Source organism: Haemophilus sp. THUN1692, assembly GCF_059704395.1.
Genome location: NZ_AP046579.1, coordinates 22,675 through 40,276, shown reverse-complemented (window position 1 = coordinate 40,276; position 17,602 = coordinate 22,675). Strand labels below are relative to the sequence as shown.

Here is a 17,602-nt window from a genome sequence, read left to right as displayed (position 1 = left end):
ATAATAATCCCTCTAGTTCACACGATAAAAGCTGAATTCTTGTAGTATTTTAAGTTGCAATTGTTCTCCACTCCATTCATAAAAGTGCGGTAATTTTTCTTGATGATTGACAAAAGCAGCTAAATAAACGGGGAGTTCATCAGTAAACCACAACTGCCCCTGCGGACAATAATCTGAAAAAATTTTTTGTTGTTCAGGAAAATGACGAACACTGGATAATTTTACGATCCCAAATCCTTGAGATTTCAATACAGCTTCGCGCAAACACCAACAAAGATAAAAAGCCTTCAAAGAATCCTGCTGATGATGAAACCAATCAATTTCTTCTTTTGGTGCAATATGTTCCATCAACGCCGTAAAATTTCTTATTTTAGGAAATTCAATATCAATTCCCACCGCACTTTTTTCTTCATTTCTAATATCTAATATTACTGCCACCCAATCACCTGAATGGCTGATATTAAAATCTATTCGCTCATCAAGAAAATAGGGTCTGCCACTTTCAGTACGATGAATTTGAGATAAAAGTGCGGTGGATTTTCCAGATATTTTTAGAAGTTGGAAAAGTAATAAATGAGCAAGCCGACGACACTGATGACGCTGAAATACACGCGAGCTATTCATTTCAATTTGATATAGATTTTCTGGAATCAGTTCATCGGGTAAGGATTCCAAAGAAAAAGGTTGATTTATATTGCCGTAGGCGATGTAGGTTGTCATAAAAATAAAAGCACCATTCAAAGGTGCTTTTATATTAAAAGGATTTAGTTTGTGTGTAAATTAGCGAATCACTAATTCCGCCACAGAAACACCAACCAAGCAAGCAACAACAACCCCAATTAAACCTGGCACCATGAAACTGTGGTTAAAATAATATTTACCAATTTTCGTTGTACCCGTTACGTCAAAGTTTACTGTTGCAATGTCTGATGGATAATTTGGAATAAAGAAATAAGCATAAGTTGCTGGCATTAAACCAACCAAGATTGGTGCAGGAATGCCTAAACCAATACCAACAGGTAATAACATGACTGCAGTCGCAGCTTGGCTGTTAATTACGACAGAAACTGCAAATAATGCCAAGGCAAATGTCCAAGGATAAGTTTGAACCATATCAGTAATCGCAGCTTTAAATTCTGGCATTGCATATTGGAAGTAAGTATCGCTCATCCAAGCAATACCATAAATCGCAATCGCTGCCACCATACCGGACTTAAATACCACGCCATTTGGCACGATTTGAGGATTTGTTTTCGTTGCGAGTAAAATCACACCACCGAAACAAAGCATCATCATTTGGATGATTAGCGACATGGAAATCGCTTTTCCGCTACCGATAGTACGAATTTCAGGAATCATCGCAATTGCAACAATCACCACCAATGCTAATAAGAACAAATAAACTGATTTTTTAGCACCTTGTGGAAGGGCTTCATTCAATGTTGTGCTTGTGGTATTTAAAATACGTTCACGCCATACTGGATCTTGTAAGCGACGTTGATATTCAGGATCTTGTTCTAACTCTTTACCACGACGCATACTATATAAAGAAAGCGCTATCGTACCCGCTAAAGTTGCAGGAACTGTTACACAAATAATATCTAACAAACTAATATGCTCAAAACCAGGCATTGCAGTAATTTTACCTAGATAGAAAACAACAGCTGCAGAGAGTGGACTAGATGTGATGGCTAATTGAGACGCTACGGAAGACGCAGCCATTGGGCGCTCTGGACGGATTTTGTTTTTCAATGCAACATCACCGATGATTGGCATAATTGTGTAAACAGAGTGACCTGTACCAAGCATAAACGTTAATAAATACACGACCAATGGGCCTAGTAAAGTTACACGTTTTGGATTTTTACGGAGAATGCGTTCGGCAATTTGTAACATAAATTTCAAACCGCCTGCAGCTTCAAGCACGGATGCACAAGTCACTACTGCAAGAATGATGAGCATTACATCAATCGGTGCTTTCCCCACCGGCATACGGAATACGAAAACTTCGATGGCAAGACCGATACCAGAAACAACACCTAATCCAATACCACCGTAACGGCTTCCCATATAAAGCATTAATAATAAGAATAAGAATTCTAAATAAAGCATAAGTACCTCAAAAATAAAAAAACTGTAAAAATAATACCCTTTTTGAGGAATAAAACTAGATATTTTTTAAATTTTAGAGCAAGAATTGAATTAAAAGGTAATTCAGATCAATTTTACAATGCAGGAATAAGAGAAAAGTGCGGTGATGTTAGAAAGAAATTTTTGAAAAAATTAGGCGACTTAAAAAGTCGCCCAACTTGAAATTATTGATTGTTTTGCACGTAGTCAATCGCAGATTGAACAGTTGTGATTTTTTCAGCTTCTTCATCTGGAATTTCGATATCGAATTCTTCTTCTAAAGCCATTACTAATTCAACTGTGTCTAAAGAGTCCGCACCTAAATCTTCAACGAAAGAAGCTTCAGATTTAACATCTTCTTCTTTAACACCTAATTGTTCAACGATGATTTTTTTCACGCGTTCTTCAATACTCATTTGTTTTTCCTATTTTGTTGGTTTTAACTCATAAAAGAGAGGTTAGTGTATGTATTTTTTATCAACTTGCAACTATTTTATAGGCTGGTCGCACCACAAAATGGGCAATCTGAATACACACATTAAAAATAGTTACGTACCTTTGCATACGCTCAAGGCGTAACCAAGCTACACTGCGAATGGGATTCTAACATTATCTAAAATATTTGGCTATGATTTTGTGTTTAGAACGCCACTCAAGTCCAAATAAAGAAAAATGCTGATTTTCAGCATTAGCTCATATATAAACCACCATTTACATGCAACGTTGTGCCTGTAATGTAAGCCGCATCATCAGAAGCTAAGAAAGTAACGGCTTTAGCAATATCTTTAGCTTCGCCTAAACGACCTGCTGGAACATTAGATAAAATACCCGCTTTTTGTTCATCAGTAAGGACTTCTGTCATATCCGTTGCAATAAAACCAGGTGCAACCACATTTACAGTAATGCCACGTGCAGCCACTTCTTTCGCTAAAGATTTAGAGAAACCAATCACACCCGCTTTTGCCGCACAATAGTTAGTTTGTCCTGGATTACCCATTGAACCAACCACTGAACCAATATTGATAATACGACCAAAACGTTTTTTCATCATTGAACGTAACATAGCTTTAGAAAGATGATACACCGAAGTTAAGTTAGTTTGCATAATATCAAACCACTCATCATCTTTCATACGCATCAATAAATTATCGCGAGTAATACCTGCGTTATTCACGAGAATATCAATATCGCCAAAATCATTTTTTATTTGTTCAAGTAAAGTTTCAATAGATTCTTTATCCGTTACGTTTAAAACTAAACCTTTACCTTTATCTCCTAAATATGCAGAAATTGCCTCTGCACCTTTTTCAGATGTTGCGGTACCAATTACAAACACACCTTTTGAACTAAGTTCTTCTGCAATCGCACGACCGATACCACGAGTAGCCCCTGTCACTAAAGCAATTTTACCTTGCATTTTTTCTTCCTTTTACGCTAAAAATTCTTCTACAGCATTGAATGATACAACATCATTTACTGATATAGCTTGTAAATCACCCACAATGCGTTTAGTTAAACCATTTAATACTTTACCTGGCCCCACTTCAACAAGCGCTAGAACACCATCTTGCGCCATTTTTTCAACTGTTTCAGTCCAACGAACTGGGCTATATAACTGACGAACAAGTGCGGTACGAATTTTTGCACCTTTAGTTTCAGCTTTCACATCAACGTTATTTAATACCGATGTTGTTGGTGAATTAATTTGAATATTCTCAAGTGTTACCGCTAATTGCTCGGCTGCTGGTTTCATCAAGGCACAGTGAGAAGGTACGCTCACGGCTAATGACAATGCGCGCTTAGCGCCTGCTTCTTTACATAATGCCGCCGCACGCTCAACTGCAGCTTTCGTGCCAGAGATAACTACTTGGCCTGGTGAGTTAAAATTCACCGCTGATACAACTTCACCTTCTTCTGCTTGTTTACAAGCATTAATAATCGCTTCATTATCCAAACCAATAATTGCATACATTGTGCCAGTGCCTTCAGGCACAGCTTGTTGCATTAATTTTCCGCGCAATTCCACTAATTTAATCGCATCTTGGAAATCCAACACGCCAGCACAAACTAACGCAGAATACTCACCTAAGCTATGGCCTGCCATTACTTCTGGTTTTAATTGAGGAAATTTTTCTTGCCATACGCGATAAATAGCTACTGAAGCGGCCAAAAGTGCGGGCTGAGTTTGCCATGTTTTATTAAGTTCTTCAGCAGGACCTTGTTGAACAAGATACCATAAATCATAACCAAGCGCATCAGATGCTTGTTTAAATGTTTCAGTAACGATTGGATATTCAGTGGCAAGATCAGCAAGCATACCGACAGTTTGGGAGCCTTGACCTGGGAAGACCATTGCGAATTTTTTCATTATGTTTTGTCCTATTGTTTTTTAATTGAGAATTCTTCTTCGATAATTAAAATCGGGTTTCGCCGATGGCGACTTACTTTTTCTTTGCCTCGCCAAAGAAAAAGTAAGCAAAAAGAAAAGCGCCCCTCCTTTTCCTTATTCCTTTTGTTCCATTGAATTTGCTTAACGGAAATTTTCTGAACTCGCTACGCTCAAACAGACGAAAATTTCCTACAAATTCAATTCTACAAAGGTGGAAAAGAAGGGAACCCAATTTGTTCTTTCTCCGATTTAAAGTGAGGTCAAAACTCAAAATATTTTTTGTTCTTAAAATGAATTCAAAATTAACCGCACTTTTTAAATTACTTACCTATTCTAACAAATTAATTAGAAGCGTACTAACGCTGAACCCCAAGTCCAACCACCGCCAAAGGCTTCTAATAATAGTAACTGCCCACGTTGAATACGGCCATCTCGAACGGCCTCATCTAAAGCAACAGGCACAGTAGCGGCACTGTTGTTAGCATATTTATCTAACGTGACCACCACTTGCGACATATCCATTTCTAATTTTTTAGCTGTCGCTGTAATAATACGTAAATTTGCTTGGTGTGGCACAAGCCAGTCTAAATCTTTTTTATCCAAATTATTTGCTAAAAGTGTCTCTTCCACCACATTTGAAAGTTCACGAACTGCCAATTTGAATGTTTCGTTACCTTGCATTTCAATATAGCCAGATTTTTCTACACCACGTTCTGGCTGAGCTAAAACAAGCGCATTATTTTTATCTGCTGAAGCATGTAAATGGGTGGAGATAATTCCTTCTTGTTCACTCGCTTCAAGAATGACCGCTCCCGCACCATCACCAAATAGCACAACGGTGCTGCGATCAGTTTCATCTAATTTACGAGAATTGAGATCTGAGCCTATCACTAAGGCTTTTTTCACCTTGCTGGCACGAATAAATTGATCTGCCACGCTCAATGCATAGACAAAGCCTGTACAAGCGGCTGCCAAATCAAAAGAAACCGCATCATCGATATTTAATAAACCTTGCACTTGGCAAGCCGCACTTGGATAAGCGTGTGAGTGACTTGTAGTTGCAACAATAATCAGTTCAATATCTTGAGGATTAATTTGAGCAGCTTCTATTGCATTTTTTGCTGCTTCAAATCCCATTGTTGCAACAGTTTCATCTGCCGCTGCGATACGACGCTCACGAATACCGGAACGAGTGACAATCCATTCATCTGATGTATCAACGATTCTTTCCAATTCTGCATTTGTGCGGATGTAGCTTGGTAAATAACTACCAGTAGATAAAATTCTGCTATTCATAATAAATAAAAATTAAGTCATTAATAACGAGCAAGCCCAGCCAATATTTTTTCTGGAAGTTGCTGGCGAGCTTGAAAAGCGGCATCAGCAATAGCATGAGCAAAAGCATTCACATTTGCGCTACCGTGGCTTTTTACCACCACAGCTTTTAAGCCAATAAGTGATGCGCCATTATATTCATCAGGATTAATTCGTTTCAAGCGTTTATAGCTTTGTTTAAATACAAAGCGAAAAAGCCAAGCAAGAATAGGCTTTATAAAACGTGAATTCGCTTTATCTTTAAACAGAGATAACAAATTTCTCACCGCCCCTTCTAAGGTTTTCAACGCTATATTGCCTGCAAATCCATCACTCACAATCACGTCGGCTTTTCCATTCAGTAAAACGTCACCTTCGATAAATCCGACATAATTAAGTGCGGTTGATTTTTGCAGTAAATTAGCGACATCACGAATAGATTGATGGCCTTTAATTTCTTCAATACCAATATTCAATAATCCAATTCTCGGATACACCAAATTAAGTCGAGCTTCAGCAAAAATCGCGCCCATTATAGCAAATTGATAAAGATTTTCCGCACTACACTCAATATTTGCACCAAGATCTAACATCACTGATTTTTCACCATCAATGGTAGGAATCAAAGAAATCAATGCAGGGCGTGCAATGCCTTGTAAAGGCTGTAATAAAATCTTCGATAATCCCATTAATGCAGCTGTATTGCCCGCACTTACACAACCTTGCGCTTCGCCACGTTGTACAGATTCCAATGCTAAACGCATTGATGTACCTTTACTATGACGCAATGCATAAGATATGCCTTGATTATTTTCGATAACACTTGAGCAATGTTGAACTTGTATTCGTTCTAAAATTGATTGAGAACAGTTATTGAGAAGAGGAGAAATTTGTTGACTATCACCAAAGAGGATTAAAGAAAGCTCAGGATCATTTTCCAATGCTAAAATAGAGGCAGGGACAGTAACACGGGGACCAATGTCCCCGCCCATCACATCTAACGCCAAGGTTAGACGAGTCAAGTGAATACCTATAAGTAAAAATTACTTATTGATCACTTTACGACCACGGTAGTAACCGTCTGCAGTTACATGGTGGCGTAAGTGAGTTTCACCGCTTGCTTTATCCACTGATACTGCAGCAGTAGTTAACGCATCGTGTGAACGACGCATGTCACGACGTGAACGAGATTTTTTATTTTGTTGAACAGCCATTGGCCATACTCCTAAATTTAATTTACTTTTGCTTTAAATTAGCTAATACAGCGAACGGGTTCGGTTTTTTTGCCAATTCGTCAGGCAATTCGCCAAAAACCTGTTCCTGCGCGGACACTTCACAGTGTTCAGATGAATGCATTGGTACAGGTGGCAAAGCTAAAATTAGCTCATCTTCCACCGTGCCAATTAAATCTATTTCGCCAAACTCATTGAACTCGATTGGCTCATAAATTTCCGGCAATACATCAGCTTGATCCCAATTAGCCACTGGACTATAAGTAAACTCACATTCCAATGTTTGTTTGTAAGGTTCGTTACAACGCTGACATTCTAATTCAACATCAACTTGCACTTTGCCTTTCATCACCACTAATTTTTGTGGATCAATATAAAACAATAATGTTACCTGTGCATCGCCGAGCACGTTTACCACTGATTCCGCCAAACGCTCAAGCCGATTAGCAGCATAATAGCCAACATAATCAAGCCGTCTTTGAGCATCTTTTACTGGATCAACGGTTAGGGGTAGTTTTACCTTTTGCATAGGGCGTGAATATTACCTGTTGTTGCGAAGATAGTCAAAGGGAAATCACATTTTTTATTGGATAACTCAATAAAGGAAATTATCCAGTAACTAAAAAGGTTGGAACTATAACAAAAATTGCTATAATCACGCCTCTTTTTTTAACAAGGAAAGATAATGATGACTTCAAATTCTTATTGGCAACGCTTAAAAGTGGCATTTCAATATGTCATGCCGCAAATTTATTTAACTCAAATTGCAGGCTGGTTTGCTAAACAAAAATGGGGTGTACTAACCCATGTTGTAATTAAAGCTTTTGCGAAAAAATACAACATTGATATGAGCATAGCGCAAAAAGAACAATTTTCTGATTACACAAGTTTTAATGAATTTTTTATTCGTCCGTTAAAAGAAAACGCGCGTCCAATTAATCAAAATCCTACCGCACTTTGTTTACCTGCTGATGGTCGCATTAGCGAGTGCGGTCATATTGACGATAATCTTTTATTGCAAGCAAAAGGGCATTTTTTCAGCCTAGAAGACTTACTGGCAGAAGATAAAGAATTAGTGGAAACCTTCAAAAATGGTGAATTTGCTACCACTTATCTTTCTCCTCGTGATTATCACCGAGTACATATGCCGTGCGATGGTACGCTACGCAAAATGATTTATGTGCCAGGTGATTTGTTCTCTGTAAACCCATTTTTAGCCCAACATGTACCAAATTTATTTGCGCGTAATGAACGTGTGATTTGTGTATTTGATACTGAATTTGGCACAATGGTACAAATTTTAGTCGGCGCAACAATCACTGCAAGTATTGGCACAACTTGGGCGGGCGTAATTAATCCACCACGCCACAACGAAGTGAAAACTTGGACTTATGAAGGCGAAAGTGCGGTCAAATTATTGAAAGGTCAAGAAATGGGTTGGTTCCAACTTGGCTCGACTGTGGTTAATTTATTCCAAGCAAATCAAGTCCGTTTAGCTGATCATTTAAGCGTCAACGAACCTGTTCACATGGGCGAAATCTTGGCATATAAAAAATAATTTTTAACGAAAGGAAAACATCAAATGAATTTTGAACAAGTAAAATTAGAAAGCATTTCTGAAAAAGGTAGCTACGGTATTGGTTTACAAATTGGACAACAATTAGCCGATAGCCAAATGGAAATCACCGTTGAAGCTGTAACGAAAGGTATTTTTGACGCATTAAATCATAATCAGCCAGCATTAGACATCAATGAGTTAATGCATTCGGTTCAAGCACTTCAACAACAAGCAGCAGAAGCACAACAAACACAATTTAAAGCCATTGAAGAAGAAGGCAAAAAATTCTTAGAAGAAAATGCGAAAAAAGCGGGCGTAAACGTAACCGACAGCGGTTTGCAATACGAAATCATAACTGAAGGCAATGGTGCAAAACCATCCGCAATAGATAAAGTGCGTGTACACTACACAGGTACATTACCAGATGGCACCGTATTCGACAGCTCTGTGGCTCGTGGCACACCAGCTGAATTCCCTGTAAATGGTGTAATCCGTGGTTGGGTTGAAGCATTACAAATGATGCCTGTTGGTTCTAAATGGAAACTCACTATTCCACACGAACTTGCTTACGGTGAACGCGGCGCAGGCGCATCAATTTCGCCATTCTCAACACTCGTATTTGAAGTAGAATTATTAGATATTCTTTAATCTAAAATAAAAAAGGAGGATATTTTTATCCTCCTAAACCAATAATCCGATAAGTCCTCTGTCCTATTCCGCAATCGCCATCGCACAAGCATAAGCTGAACTCCATGCCCATTGGAAATTATAACCACCGAGCCAGCCCGTCACATCCAATACTTCACCAATAAAATACAAGCCGCTGACTTGGTTGCTTTCCATTGTTTTAGAAGAAATTACTTTAGTATCCACCCCGCCCATTGTCACTTCTGCCGTACGATAGCCTTCCGTGCCATTTGGAGTAAATTCCCAGCGATGAATAAAATCCACTAGATTTTTTACCCGCACTTTACTGATGTTAGCGATAACTTCATCTTGCACAATGCCTTGTTCAATCCAAAGCTCGACCAATTTTTTCGGAAGTAATCGAACCAAAATGGTTTTCAACATTTGTTTTGATGAATGTTGTTTTGCTTGATTAATTTCCTCTTCCACATTGTGGTTCGGTAATAAATCGATTTCTACAGACTCAGTTGGCTGCCAATAATTGGAAATTTGCAACACCGCAGGGCCTGAAATACCACGATGAGTAAACAAAAGCTGGTTATGAAAAGATTTTCCGCACTGTGCCGTGATCGTGACTGGCAAACTAATACCTGAAAGTGCGGTTAAAAATTTATCTGTTTCTCGATACGTAAAAGGCACCAAACTGGCGCGTGGAGGAATAACAGGAATACCAAATTGTTCTGCAATTTGATAGCCAAATGGTGTAGCGCCAAGCCCTGGCATAGAAAGCCCACCTGTGGCAACAATCAAATTTTTACATTGCCATTGAGTTGAATTTAACTGTAAAACAAAACGCACTTTTTCATTATTTTGAATCCGTTCAACTTGAGAAACTTCGCTACGCAATAAAATCTTAGCACCATATTTATCGCATTCAGATTTCAGCATTTCAACAATCTGTTCTGCGCCATCATCGCAAAATAATTGCCCTAATTCCTTTTCGTGATAAGCAATCCCCTGCTCCGCTACTAAAGAAATAAAATCCCAGTTGGTATAACGAGCTAGTGCCGATTTGACGAAATGAGGATTTTGCGAAAGATAATGAGCGGGCGTAACCTCTAAATTGGTGAAATTACAAAACCCACCGCCCGACATCAAAATCTTACGTCCGATTTTTTTGCCGTTGTCGAAAACTGTCACCGACTTGCCTAACTTAGCCAACAGTGCGGCACAAAATAATCCTGCTGCCCCTACACCAATAATAATGTTTTCAGAATATTGGCTCACGGATTTTGCCCTTTTTCACCACGTTGTAAAAAATCCAACATCTTCATTCGTTGAATAACAGAACGACGATCCACTGCCGCATTACCAGAATCTAATAATTGCTGTAAATACGCACTGGCTTGTGGATATTGACGATTTTCTAAGGCAATGGTCGCCAACAAAGAAAGGCTAGATACTTCATTTTTATCTTTTGCCAGAGCTTCATTCAAAAGTTGTTCTACTTTTGGGGTCATTTGCTGACCTGCTTGATAATAAAGTGCGGTGGCTGCCAAGCCTAAAATATTAGGTTTACTGCCTGATATTTTTTCCGCGTTAGAATAAGCAATAAGCGCACTATCAAATTCATTATTCTGCACATAGGCCTCCCCAAGTTGAAGCCAAGTTTCCGCATTATTCGGATCAGTTCGCAGCTTATTTTGGATCTTCTCAATCACATTTTCATTTTTGTGTTCATCATTCATTTCAACATTTTGATTATGTTGCTCAATCATCGATTGCTCGCCTTGTTGAACACGACTAAAACGATCTAGGGAAAAATAATAAGCGGTTGGACTAGCAATTAATAAAAAGAAAATCACAAAAGAAAGTTTGTGATTAGTTTTCCCGAAAAAATAAGTCTTTTGTTCATTTAACTTAGGATCCGAATGAGACTCAGCATTAACAGAAAAATATCTCTGTTCTTTTTCCAACGCACTTCCCTGCTCGACTGAAGATAGCGCAGATTTTTTTCTATTTGAGAAATAAAGCAATGCGGCAGCTAAAATTAAAAGAGCGACTGGCAACAGCCACAATAACGCCGTATTCCATTTGAATGGCGGTTTATAGTTCACAAAATCACCAAATCTAGCCGTCATTTGATCGATAATTTGCTGATTGCTTTTGCCCTCATCTACCATTTTGTACACTTCAAGACGCAAGTCATAAGCGATAGGAGAATTAGATTCCACTAAATTTTGGTTTTGACATTGCGGGCATCGCAAAGATTTTGCCAACTCTACGGCGCGAGTACGATCATCTTGATTTTGAAATTGATAGGTATCCACTATTTTCGCTTGGGAGAACAAGGAAAATGCGAATAAAAGTGTGGTCGCAAAAAAGACTGTTTTTTGAACCTGAATAAAACCACGAGTAAAAATATCTAATATGCTTTTCATTTGTTCTTCAATGCTTCAATTTTTGGCAGAAATACTGTTTGCCAAGTTTCTTTATCCAGTAAACCAGAATGACGATAACGAATCACACCATTTTCATCCACAAGATAAGTTTCTGGCGCGCCATCCACGCCTAATTTTAATCCAAATTCACCCTGGCTATCATCAATGGTGAAGACGAAAGGATTGCCCATTCGCTTAAGCATTTCAATGCCATTTTGAGGATTATCGCGATAATCCACGCCCACAATAGGCAACGTTTTTGCAATCTCAATTAACAAAGGATGTTCTTCCTTGCAATAACCACACCAACTGCCCCACACATTTAATAAAAATGGCTGTTTAGGAAACTCTTTCTGGCTTACGATTTGTGAAGATTCGAGTAAGTTAGCCTGATAAAATTCTGGCACAGGTTTATCAATTAAAGCCGACGCAATTTTTTTCGGATCTTGATTTAACCCAGCAATTAATAATACACACACACCTAAAAGTACAAAGAGCGGTGCAAAAAAGATAAGTTTTTTGTTCATTATTTTTCCTGTTTTCTGCGTAATCCGAAGACGCTACAAAGTGCGCCAAACGCCATTAAAATACCGCCAGCCCAAAGCCAACGAATCAGTGGTTTATAGTGTAAGCGGAAAGTAAATTCTCCTTTGCCGAGAGAATCGCCCATCACAATATATAAATCGCCCCAGAAACCGCCATCAAGCCCCACTTCACTCATTGTCATTGTTCGTACATCGTAATAACGGCGCTCTGGGATAATTTCTGCATAAGGCTTGCCATTTTCAGTTACATCAAAAAAGGCGACTTCTGCCGTAAAATTTGGCCCAATTTCATTAGAAAATTGGCGATAATGAAATTCATATTGCCCCAGCGTTTGACTTTGTTGCGGTGCTAAACGCACACCAATTTCACTGCCAAAATAACCGCTCATTACCGCACCAATAGTCACAATCGCCACGCCACAATGCGCTAAAATCATACCAAATTGAGACAAACGAATTTGTCGCCAATTTTGCCATAAAGTGACGAATAAAAGCCAAATCGCAAGAGTTAATAACACAAAAGCGAAAGCGTAAAAATTCAACGCAGAATTATGGCGTAGCTGTTGCCAAATCATCAAGCCGGCAAGAATCAAAGACGGAATAAGCAACCATACGCAACGTATCAATAATCTGCGATCAAATTGCATCCAACGAATGGTCAGGGAAATCACCATTAGGATTAAAATCGCTGTAATAATTGGGAAGAAAATACTATTAAAATAAGGACTTCCCACCGAAATTGAGCCCCAATTCATCGCTTGGAATAACATCGGGTAAAAGGTGCCTAAAAAGGTGGAAACAGTGGCAATGGTCAGCAAAATATTCAGCAATAAAATGCCGCCAGATTTAGAAACGAACTGAAATTTCACCGCACTTTCTGATGAACTGCCCGCTCGTAAAGCGAATAATCCAAAGGCTAACACCGTCAAAACAAAGAAAATTAATAACAACACATAACCGCGCGTGTTATCCAATGCAAAAGCGTGCACAGAAGTGAGTGCACCAGAACGAACAATAAACGTGCCTAATACGCTAAAGGCAAAAGCAAGCAAAGAAAAAAGCGTTGTCCAATAACTAAATACCCCTTGTTTTTCCGTCGCCATTAAACTGTGTAATAACGCCAAGCCAAGCAACCAAGGCATTAAAGACGCATTTTCTACGGGATCCCAGAACCACCAACCGCCCCAGCCGAGTTCGTAATAAGCCCACCACGCACCAAGCACAATGCCAATGGTTAAAAATAACCAAGAAAACAACACCCAGCCACGCATTGAACGTGCAATTTGTCGTGCTGACTGGTTATAAATCAACGCACTCAAACTCATTGCAAAATTCACTGCAAAGCCCACATAGCCAACATATAACAATGGTGGATGGAAAATTAATCCCACATCTTGCAACATTGGATTAAGATCGCGCCCTTCTGCCGGTGCAGGGAAAATGCGTCCAAATGGATTGGAGTAAAATAAAATAAACACCGCAAAGCCAAAGCAAATCAATCCCAATAAAGATAAGGATTGAGAGGAAAAAGTGCGGTCATTTTTTCGATTAAAAAAAGCAAAAGTAGCAAGCCATAAACTCAATGAAAATAACCAAAACAACATTGAACCTTCATGCCCGCCCCAAGTGGCAGCCACTTTAAAAAATGTAGGTAATTGGGAATTAGAATGTGCCGCTACATATTCAAGAGTGAAGTCATCCATCGCAAAAGAATAAGCAAGCAAGCCAATTGAGAATGTCGTCGCAAGGGTAAAAATATAACTAAGCGGCCAAGCGGCATTAATTAAAGTCGAATTTTTTTTGAATAACCCAAATTGAGGTACTAACGCAAGAAAAAATGCGCTAGCTGTTGCGAGCAAAAGAAGGAAAAAGCCAAGTTCTGGGAGCATAATGTCGTCGTTTTCTTCGTTGAGGTTCAGATTCGTCCATTGACGAGTTATTTACTAATTAAAAAACACACGCCAATTTTAAATCCGAATTAAAGTGCATTTTTCTCACCCGAATTCTACCGAAAATCCTAAATTTTGCACGCAGTTTGTGATTCACCTCAATAGGATAAATATGATTTGTACGGTAGATTTTTCACAAAAAAATAGCGCCCTATTATTGGCGCTATTCTAGTTATCAAAGAATTAATTATTAAATTCAGCACCTAAACAAGGGCGGATTTTATTTAACATTTCTTTTATTACGCGTGATGGTGCGGCGATAATATTGCCGCTGCGTAAGTAGCCGTTACCTGCATCAAAATCACAGACTAAACCACCCGCTTCACGCACGATTAAATCGCCAGCAGCACAATCCCATGCTTTTAAGCCCATTTCAAAATAACCATCAATACGGTTTGACGCCACATAGCATAAATCCAATGCTGCAGAACCAGTACGACGGAAATCCGCGGCATCTTCAATTAAGGCATTCATCATTGCAAATTGAGTTGGCATTAATTTTGGTTGTTTGAATGGGAAACCGGTCGCTAAAATTGAACCTTGAATTTCACGTTTACTATCTACACGCAAACGTACTTCGTTTAATTTTGCGCCTTCACCACGCACAGCGGTAAATAATTCATTACGGATTGGATCATAAACAACCCCGACTTCAGTGCGATTTTTTACACGAATTGCGATAGACACGGCAAAATGAGGAAGGCCCGTCATAAAATTACGGGTACCATCTAGTGGATCAATCACCCATTGTACATCACTATCTTTGCCTTCAAGCGCACCCGTTTCTTCGCTGATGATGGTGTGGTCAGGATAAGATTTACGAATAATTTCAATGATTTCTGCTTCTGCCGCTTTATCAACGTTTGTCACATAATCATTAATACCTTTTTGTGTGCTTTCGATAGCATCACGGCGTTCATAATTTTTAGCAATCACATTGCCCGCTTTTCGTGCCGCACGAATTGCGATATTTAACATTGGATTCATATATCCACCAGATTTTAAAGAACAGAAAAATTCCGTGCCATTATAGCGAGATTTGCCAAAATAACCAGTTAAAAATCATAAAACAATGGTTTTTATAGGTTTTCAGGAAAACTTTGCGATACAGATCGCAAAAATAGTATGAAGTGATTTTTCCATTAATTATTTACCATTAAAGTGCGGTAGAAAATTGGAGTGTTTTATGCAGAAAGGTGTGACATTAGTGGAATTATTGATTGGACTAGCAATTATCAGCATTGCGCTGAGTTTTGCCGTGCCATTATGGCAAACGGATTCACCTAAAACGATTTTAGCCAAAGAGCAACATCGCCTATATTTATTTCTACGCCAAATTCAGGCTCGGGCAGAAAATTCATCGGAAGTGTGGTTTTTACTTATCAATCGTAACCTTGCGACACAGCAATGGTGCTTAACGGCACAAGTAAAAAACGATCAAACTTGTGATTGTTTCAACCCAACAAACTGCCCGAAAGAGGCCTATGGTCATTTTTACTATCCTTATTTTCCTAAAAAAACGATGATTCAAAGCCATTATATTTATCCCAAAGAAATAACGCGGTTTTATGGTGCTCGTAATACCAGTGTTACTCGTTGCTTTATTCTACAAGCAGAAAATGAACATACATTATTTTCATTTTTCAATGTTGGCAGTATTCGTTTGAAAACCAATCAAGCGACTAGTGCATGCAATCAATCATGAAAACATTATTAAAAGGACAAACCCTATTAGCACTGATGATTTCTCTGGCATTATCATCTTTATTATTGCTAAGCATTTCACATTTTTATGTGCAAATACAAACGCAAAATCAGCACATGTTATTGCATTTAAAACTACAAGCAGAATTACAACGAACATTACAGCTAATCGGTAAAGATCTTCGAAGATTAGGATTTCGAGCATTAAATACAAAAGGAACAGAAAGCAATTTATCTTTATTTGAATTAGATGAACAAGGCTCAGCCATTTTCATTAGTCAAGAAGATAACGCCCCACTTAATAGCTGCGTGTTGTTCTTTTATGATTTAAATAAAAATGGCTGTATTGGAAAAGATTCACCGAAAACCTGTATGAAAAATGGGAAAAATACATCCAAAAACAGTACAGAAGAATTATTCGGTTATAAAGTGAGTAACAAAATGATAAAAACCAAACTGACTTATCAAAGTGTTATTCCTACTAATTGTACAGCAGAAACTTGTAAACGAGCTTTTCAACAAACCGCTTGTAACGCTGGGGGCGGTTGGACAGATTTATTAGATAACAATGAATACGAAGTCACTACCCTACAATTTAATTGGTTAATTGAAGGCAAAGGATTAGAAATCAAGCTAAAAGGAAATTTAAAACAAACTCCAAACATCAGTTATGAAACATCCCTTATCGTTGCGCTCTGGAATCAAAAATAATGGCTACACACAAAGGCATTATCACGCTGACTATTCTGATTTTTATTTCAGGTTTATTAACCGTAATCTTATTGTTGGATGACAGCCATTTAAGTTTTTTTCGTGCACAACAAAATCAACGAAAATACTATGTAGAAAGAACATTACAACTGCAAAAAATAACAGAGGAGAAAAAACAAACCGCCTGCCTTGATTTACCGTTAAATAATAATGAAAGTGTAAAGCAAATCAGCATCACGCTTGATGGCGCCACCGATGCAATTCAATATTTTCTTTGGTGTGAAAGAATGAGTCTATTTAAAAAATCGCCCACAAGAGGCGATAATCAGGGTGCATTGAAAGATTTTATTCACACAGAAAAACTCACCGATTTTAGACCGCTCTTTTCTTCCCCGCCCCAAATTTTAAACGCGAATAAAACACCCAAACTTTATTGGTTTTCAGATTCACAAGCGGAAATTGAAATTAATGGCACTGTGTCTGCTGTATTAATTGCAGAGGGAGATTTAAAACTAACAGGCAAAGGACGGATTAGTGGCGCAGTACTCACCAATGGGCATTTAACTTTAGATGGGGTGACTTTAGCCTATGGAAAATCTGTCGTCACAGCCTTAGTGCAACAATATAGTCAATGGCAGCTGGCAGAAAAAAGTTGGAGTGATTTTAATGTTCCAGATGAATAAAGGCATGTCGCTCACTACCCTATTATTTTCTTTAGCTTTATTTAGCGTTTTATTTATTGCGTTCAATCAATGGACGGCAAGCCAAAGAAAAAGTGCGATGAAAACTTATCAAGATTTTCAGGCGATACAGATTGCAGAGAATCAAGCTCAACACCAATTTTTAGGATTAGCTTGTGAACAATTAATACAACAAAATAGTTTAACTTTTCATGTTCAATGTCAAAACGAACGCATCATTGTGCGTTATCCTATGGGTGAAATTTCGATAAAAACTCAGTAGAATGGCATTGTCTTTTTCTAGATTAAATCATCACAAAAG

At 38.4% G+C, this 17,602-nt stretch carries 20 protein-coding genes; 6 read left to right on the top strand and 14 right to left on the bottom strand.

The features are described 5' to 3' along the window. Positions 1 to 12: 12 nt before the first annotated feature. The 9 genes from AC6H0A_RS00220 to yceD form a co-directional block, all read right to left on the bottom strand. Positions 13 to 720: a 4'-phosphopantetheinyl transferase family protein gene (locus AC6H0A_RS00220; protein WP_005639917.1), complete on the bottom strand. Its 708-nt coding sequence runs from the start codon at positions 718 to 720 to the stop codon at positions 13 to 15. Positions 721 to 780: 60 nt separating this feature from the next. Next, positions 781 to 2,112, bottom strand: coding sequence for an anaerobic C4-dicarboxylate transporter (locus AC6H0A_RS00215; RefSeq protein ID WP_005631480.1), 1,332 nt, complete (start codon positions 2,110 to 2,112; stop codon positions 781 to 783). A gap of 203 nt (positions 2,113 to 2,315) precedes the next feature. After that, positions 2,316 to 2,546: an acyl carrier protein gene (gene acpP, locus AC6H0A_RS00210; RefSeq protein WP_005627318.1), complete on the bottom strand. Its 231-nt coding sequence runs from the start codon at positions 2,544 to 2,546 to the stop codon at positions 2,316 to 2,318. Between the two features lie 272 nt (positions 2,547 to 2,818). Continuing rightward, positions 2,819 to 3,547 (bottom strand): 3-oxoacyl-ACP reductase FabG, encoded by a 729-nt coding sequence (gene fabG / locus AC6H0A_RS00205; RefSeq protein ID WP_179230809.1) that lies wholly within the window; start codon positions 3,545 to 3,547, stop codon positions 2,819 to 2,821. Positions 3,548 to 3,559: 12 nt separating this feature from the next. Beyond that, entirely contained in the window at positions 3,560 to 4,498 is a 939-nt protein-coding gene (gene fabD / locus AC6H0A_RS00200) for an ACP S-malonyltransferase (RefSeq protein WP_005639922.1), read from the bottom strand. A gap of 366 nt (positions 4,499 to 4,864) precedes the next feature. Further along, positions 4,865 to 5,815: a beta-ketoacyl-ACP synthase III gene (locus AC6H0A_RS00195; RefSeq protein ID WP_497512206.1), complete on the bottom strand. Its 951-nt coding sequence runs from the start codon at positions 5,813 to 5,815 to the stop codon at positions 4,865 to 4,867. Positions 5,816 to 5,835: 20 nt separating this feature from the next. Beyond that, positions 5,836 to 6,855 carry a phosphate acyltransferase PlsX gene (gene plsX, locus AC6H0A_RS00190; RefSeq protein WP_005639926.1) on the bottom strand — a complete coding sequence of 340 codons (1,020 nt, stop codon included), beginning with the start codon at positions 6,853 to 6,855 and terminating at the stop codon, positions 5,836 to 5,838. A 21-nt stretch (positions 6,856 to 6,876) separates the two neighbouring features. Next, complete coding sequence (gene rpmF, locus AC6H0A_RS00185; protein ID WP_005544470.1) at positions 6,877 to 7,047, bottom strand: 50S ribosomal protein L32; 171 nt, start codon at positions 7,045 to 7,047, stop codon at positions 6,877 to 6,879. A gap of 22 nt (positions 7,048 to 7,069) precedes the next feature. Further along, entirely contained in the window at positions 7,070 to 7,594 is a 525-nt protein-coding gene (yceD, locus tag AC6H0A_RS00180) for a 23S rRNA accumulation protein YceD (protein ID WP_005639928.1), read from the bottom strand. A 159-nt stretch (positions 7,595 to 7,753) separates the two neighbouring features. Here yceD and asd point away from each other — a divergent pair, with 159 nt between their 5' ends. Together asd and bamJ are read left to right on the top strand one after the other, a co-directional pair. Further along, on the top strand, positions 7,754 to 8,623 hold the full coding sequence (asd, locus tag AC6H0A_RS00175; RefSeq protein WP_179230811.1) for an archaetidylserine decarboxylase: 870 nt from the start codon (positions 7,754 to 7,756) through the stop codon (positions 8,621 to 8,623). A gap of 24 nt (positions 8,624 to 8,647) precedes the next feature. Next, complete coding sequence (gene bamJ, locus AC6H0A_RS00170) at positions 8,648 to 9,271, top strand: BamJ family beta-barrel-assembly machinery protein (RefSeq protein ID WP_005639932.1); 624 nt, start codon at positions 8,648 to 8,650, stop codon at positions 9,269 to 9,271. A 63-nt stretch (positions 9,272 to 9,334) separates the two neighbouring features. Here the strand turns inward: bamJ and AC6H0A_RS00165 are convergent, their stop codons facing one another. The 5 genes from AC6H0A_RS00165 to suhB all read right to left on the bottom strand — a co-directional run bounded on the left by AC6H0A_RS00165 (position 9,335) and on the right by suhB (position 15,172). Further along, entirely contained in the window at positions 9,335 to 10,537 is a 1,203-nt protein-coding gene (locus AC6H0A_RS00165) for a BaiN/RdsA family NAD(P)/FAD-dependent oxidoreductase (RefSeq protein ID WP_497512203.1), read from the bottom strand. After that, positions 10,534 to 11,691: a heme lyase NrfEFG subunit NrfF gene (nrfF, locus tag AC6H0A_RS00160; protein ID WP_005639937.1), complete on the bottom strand. Its 1,158-nt coding sequence runs from the start codon at positions 11,689 to 11,691 to the stop codon at positions 10,534 to 10,536. Before nrfF ends, AC6H0A_RS00165 begins: the two co-directional genes overlap by 4 nt. Next, entirely contained in the window at positions 11,688 to 12,218 is a 531-nt protein-coding gene (locus tag AC6H0A_RS00155) for a DsbE family thiol:disulfide interchange protein (protein WP_005639938.1), read from the bottom strand. The genes nrfF and AC6H0A_RS00155 overlap by 4 nt, the downstream gene beginning before the upstream one ends. Beyond that, on the bottom strand, positions 12,218 to 14,125 hold the full coding sequence (gene nrfE, locus AC6H0A_RS00150; RefSeq protein WP_005639940.1) for a heme lyase NrfEFG subunit NrfE: 1,908 nt from the start codon (positions 14,123 to 14,125) through the stop codon (positions 12,218 to 12,220). The genes AC6H0A_RS00155 and nrfE overlap by 1 nt, the downstream gene beginning before the upstream one ends. A 243-nt stretch (positions 14,126 to 14,368) precedes the next feature. After that, the gene (gene suhB / locus AC6H0A_RS00145; RefSeq protein ID WP_005633301.1) at positions 14,369 to 15,172 is read right to left on the bottom strand and encodes an inositol-1-monophosphatase; all 804 of its coding nucleotides are present in this window, start codon (positions 15,170 to 15,172) and stop codon (positions 14,369 to 14,371) included. A 199-nt stretch (positions 15,173 to 15,371) separates the two neighbouring features. Here suhB and AC6H0A_RS00140 point away from each other — a divergent pair, with 199 nt between their 5' ends. From AC6H0A_RS00140 to AC6H0A_RS00125, 4 genes are read left to right on the top strand one after another with little or no spacing between them, the layout of a single operon-like run. After that, positions 15,372 to 15,890, top strand: a complete 519-nt coding sequence (locus AC6H0A_RS00140; protein ID WP_005639942.1) for a type II secretion system protein — start codon at positions 15,372 to 15,374, stop codon at positions 15,888 to 15,890. After that, on the top strand, positions 15,884 to 16,600 hold the full coding sequence (locus AC6H0A_RS00135) for a PulJ/GspJ family protein (protein ID WP_044232203.1): 717 nt from the start codon (positions 15,884 to 15,886) through the stop codon (positions 16,598 to 16,600). The genes AC6H0A_RS00140 and AC6H0A_RS00135 overlap by 7 nt, the downstream gene beginning before the upstream one ends. Next, the gene (locus tag AC6H0A_RS00130) at positions 16,600 to 17,283 is read left to right on the top strand and encodes a DUF2572 family protein (RefSeq protein ID WP_005639946.1); all 684 of its coding nucleotides are present in this window, start codon (positions 16,600 to 16,602) and stop codon (positions 17,281 to 17,283) included. The genes AC6H0A_RS00135 and AC6H0A_RS00130 overlap by 1 nt, the downstream gene beginning before the upstream one ends. After that, complete coding sequence (locus tag AC6H0A_RS00125) at positions 17,276 to 17,563, top strand: DUF5374 domain-containing protein (protein WP_044232206.1); 288 nt, start codon at positions 17,276 to 17,278, stop codon at positions 17,561 to 17,563. The genes AC6H0A_RS00130 and AC6H0A_RS00125 overlap by 8 nt, the downstream gene beginning before the upstream one ends. Positions 17,564 to 17,602: the final 39 nt, after the last annotated feature.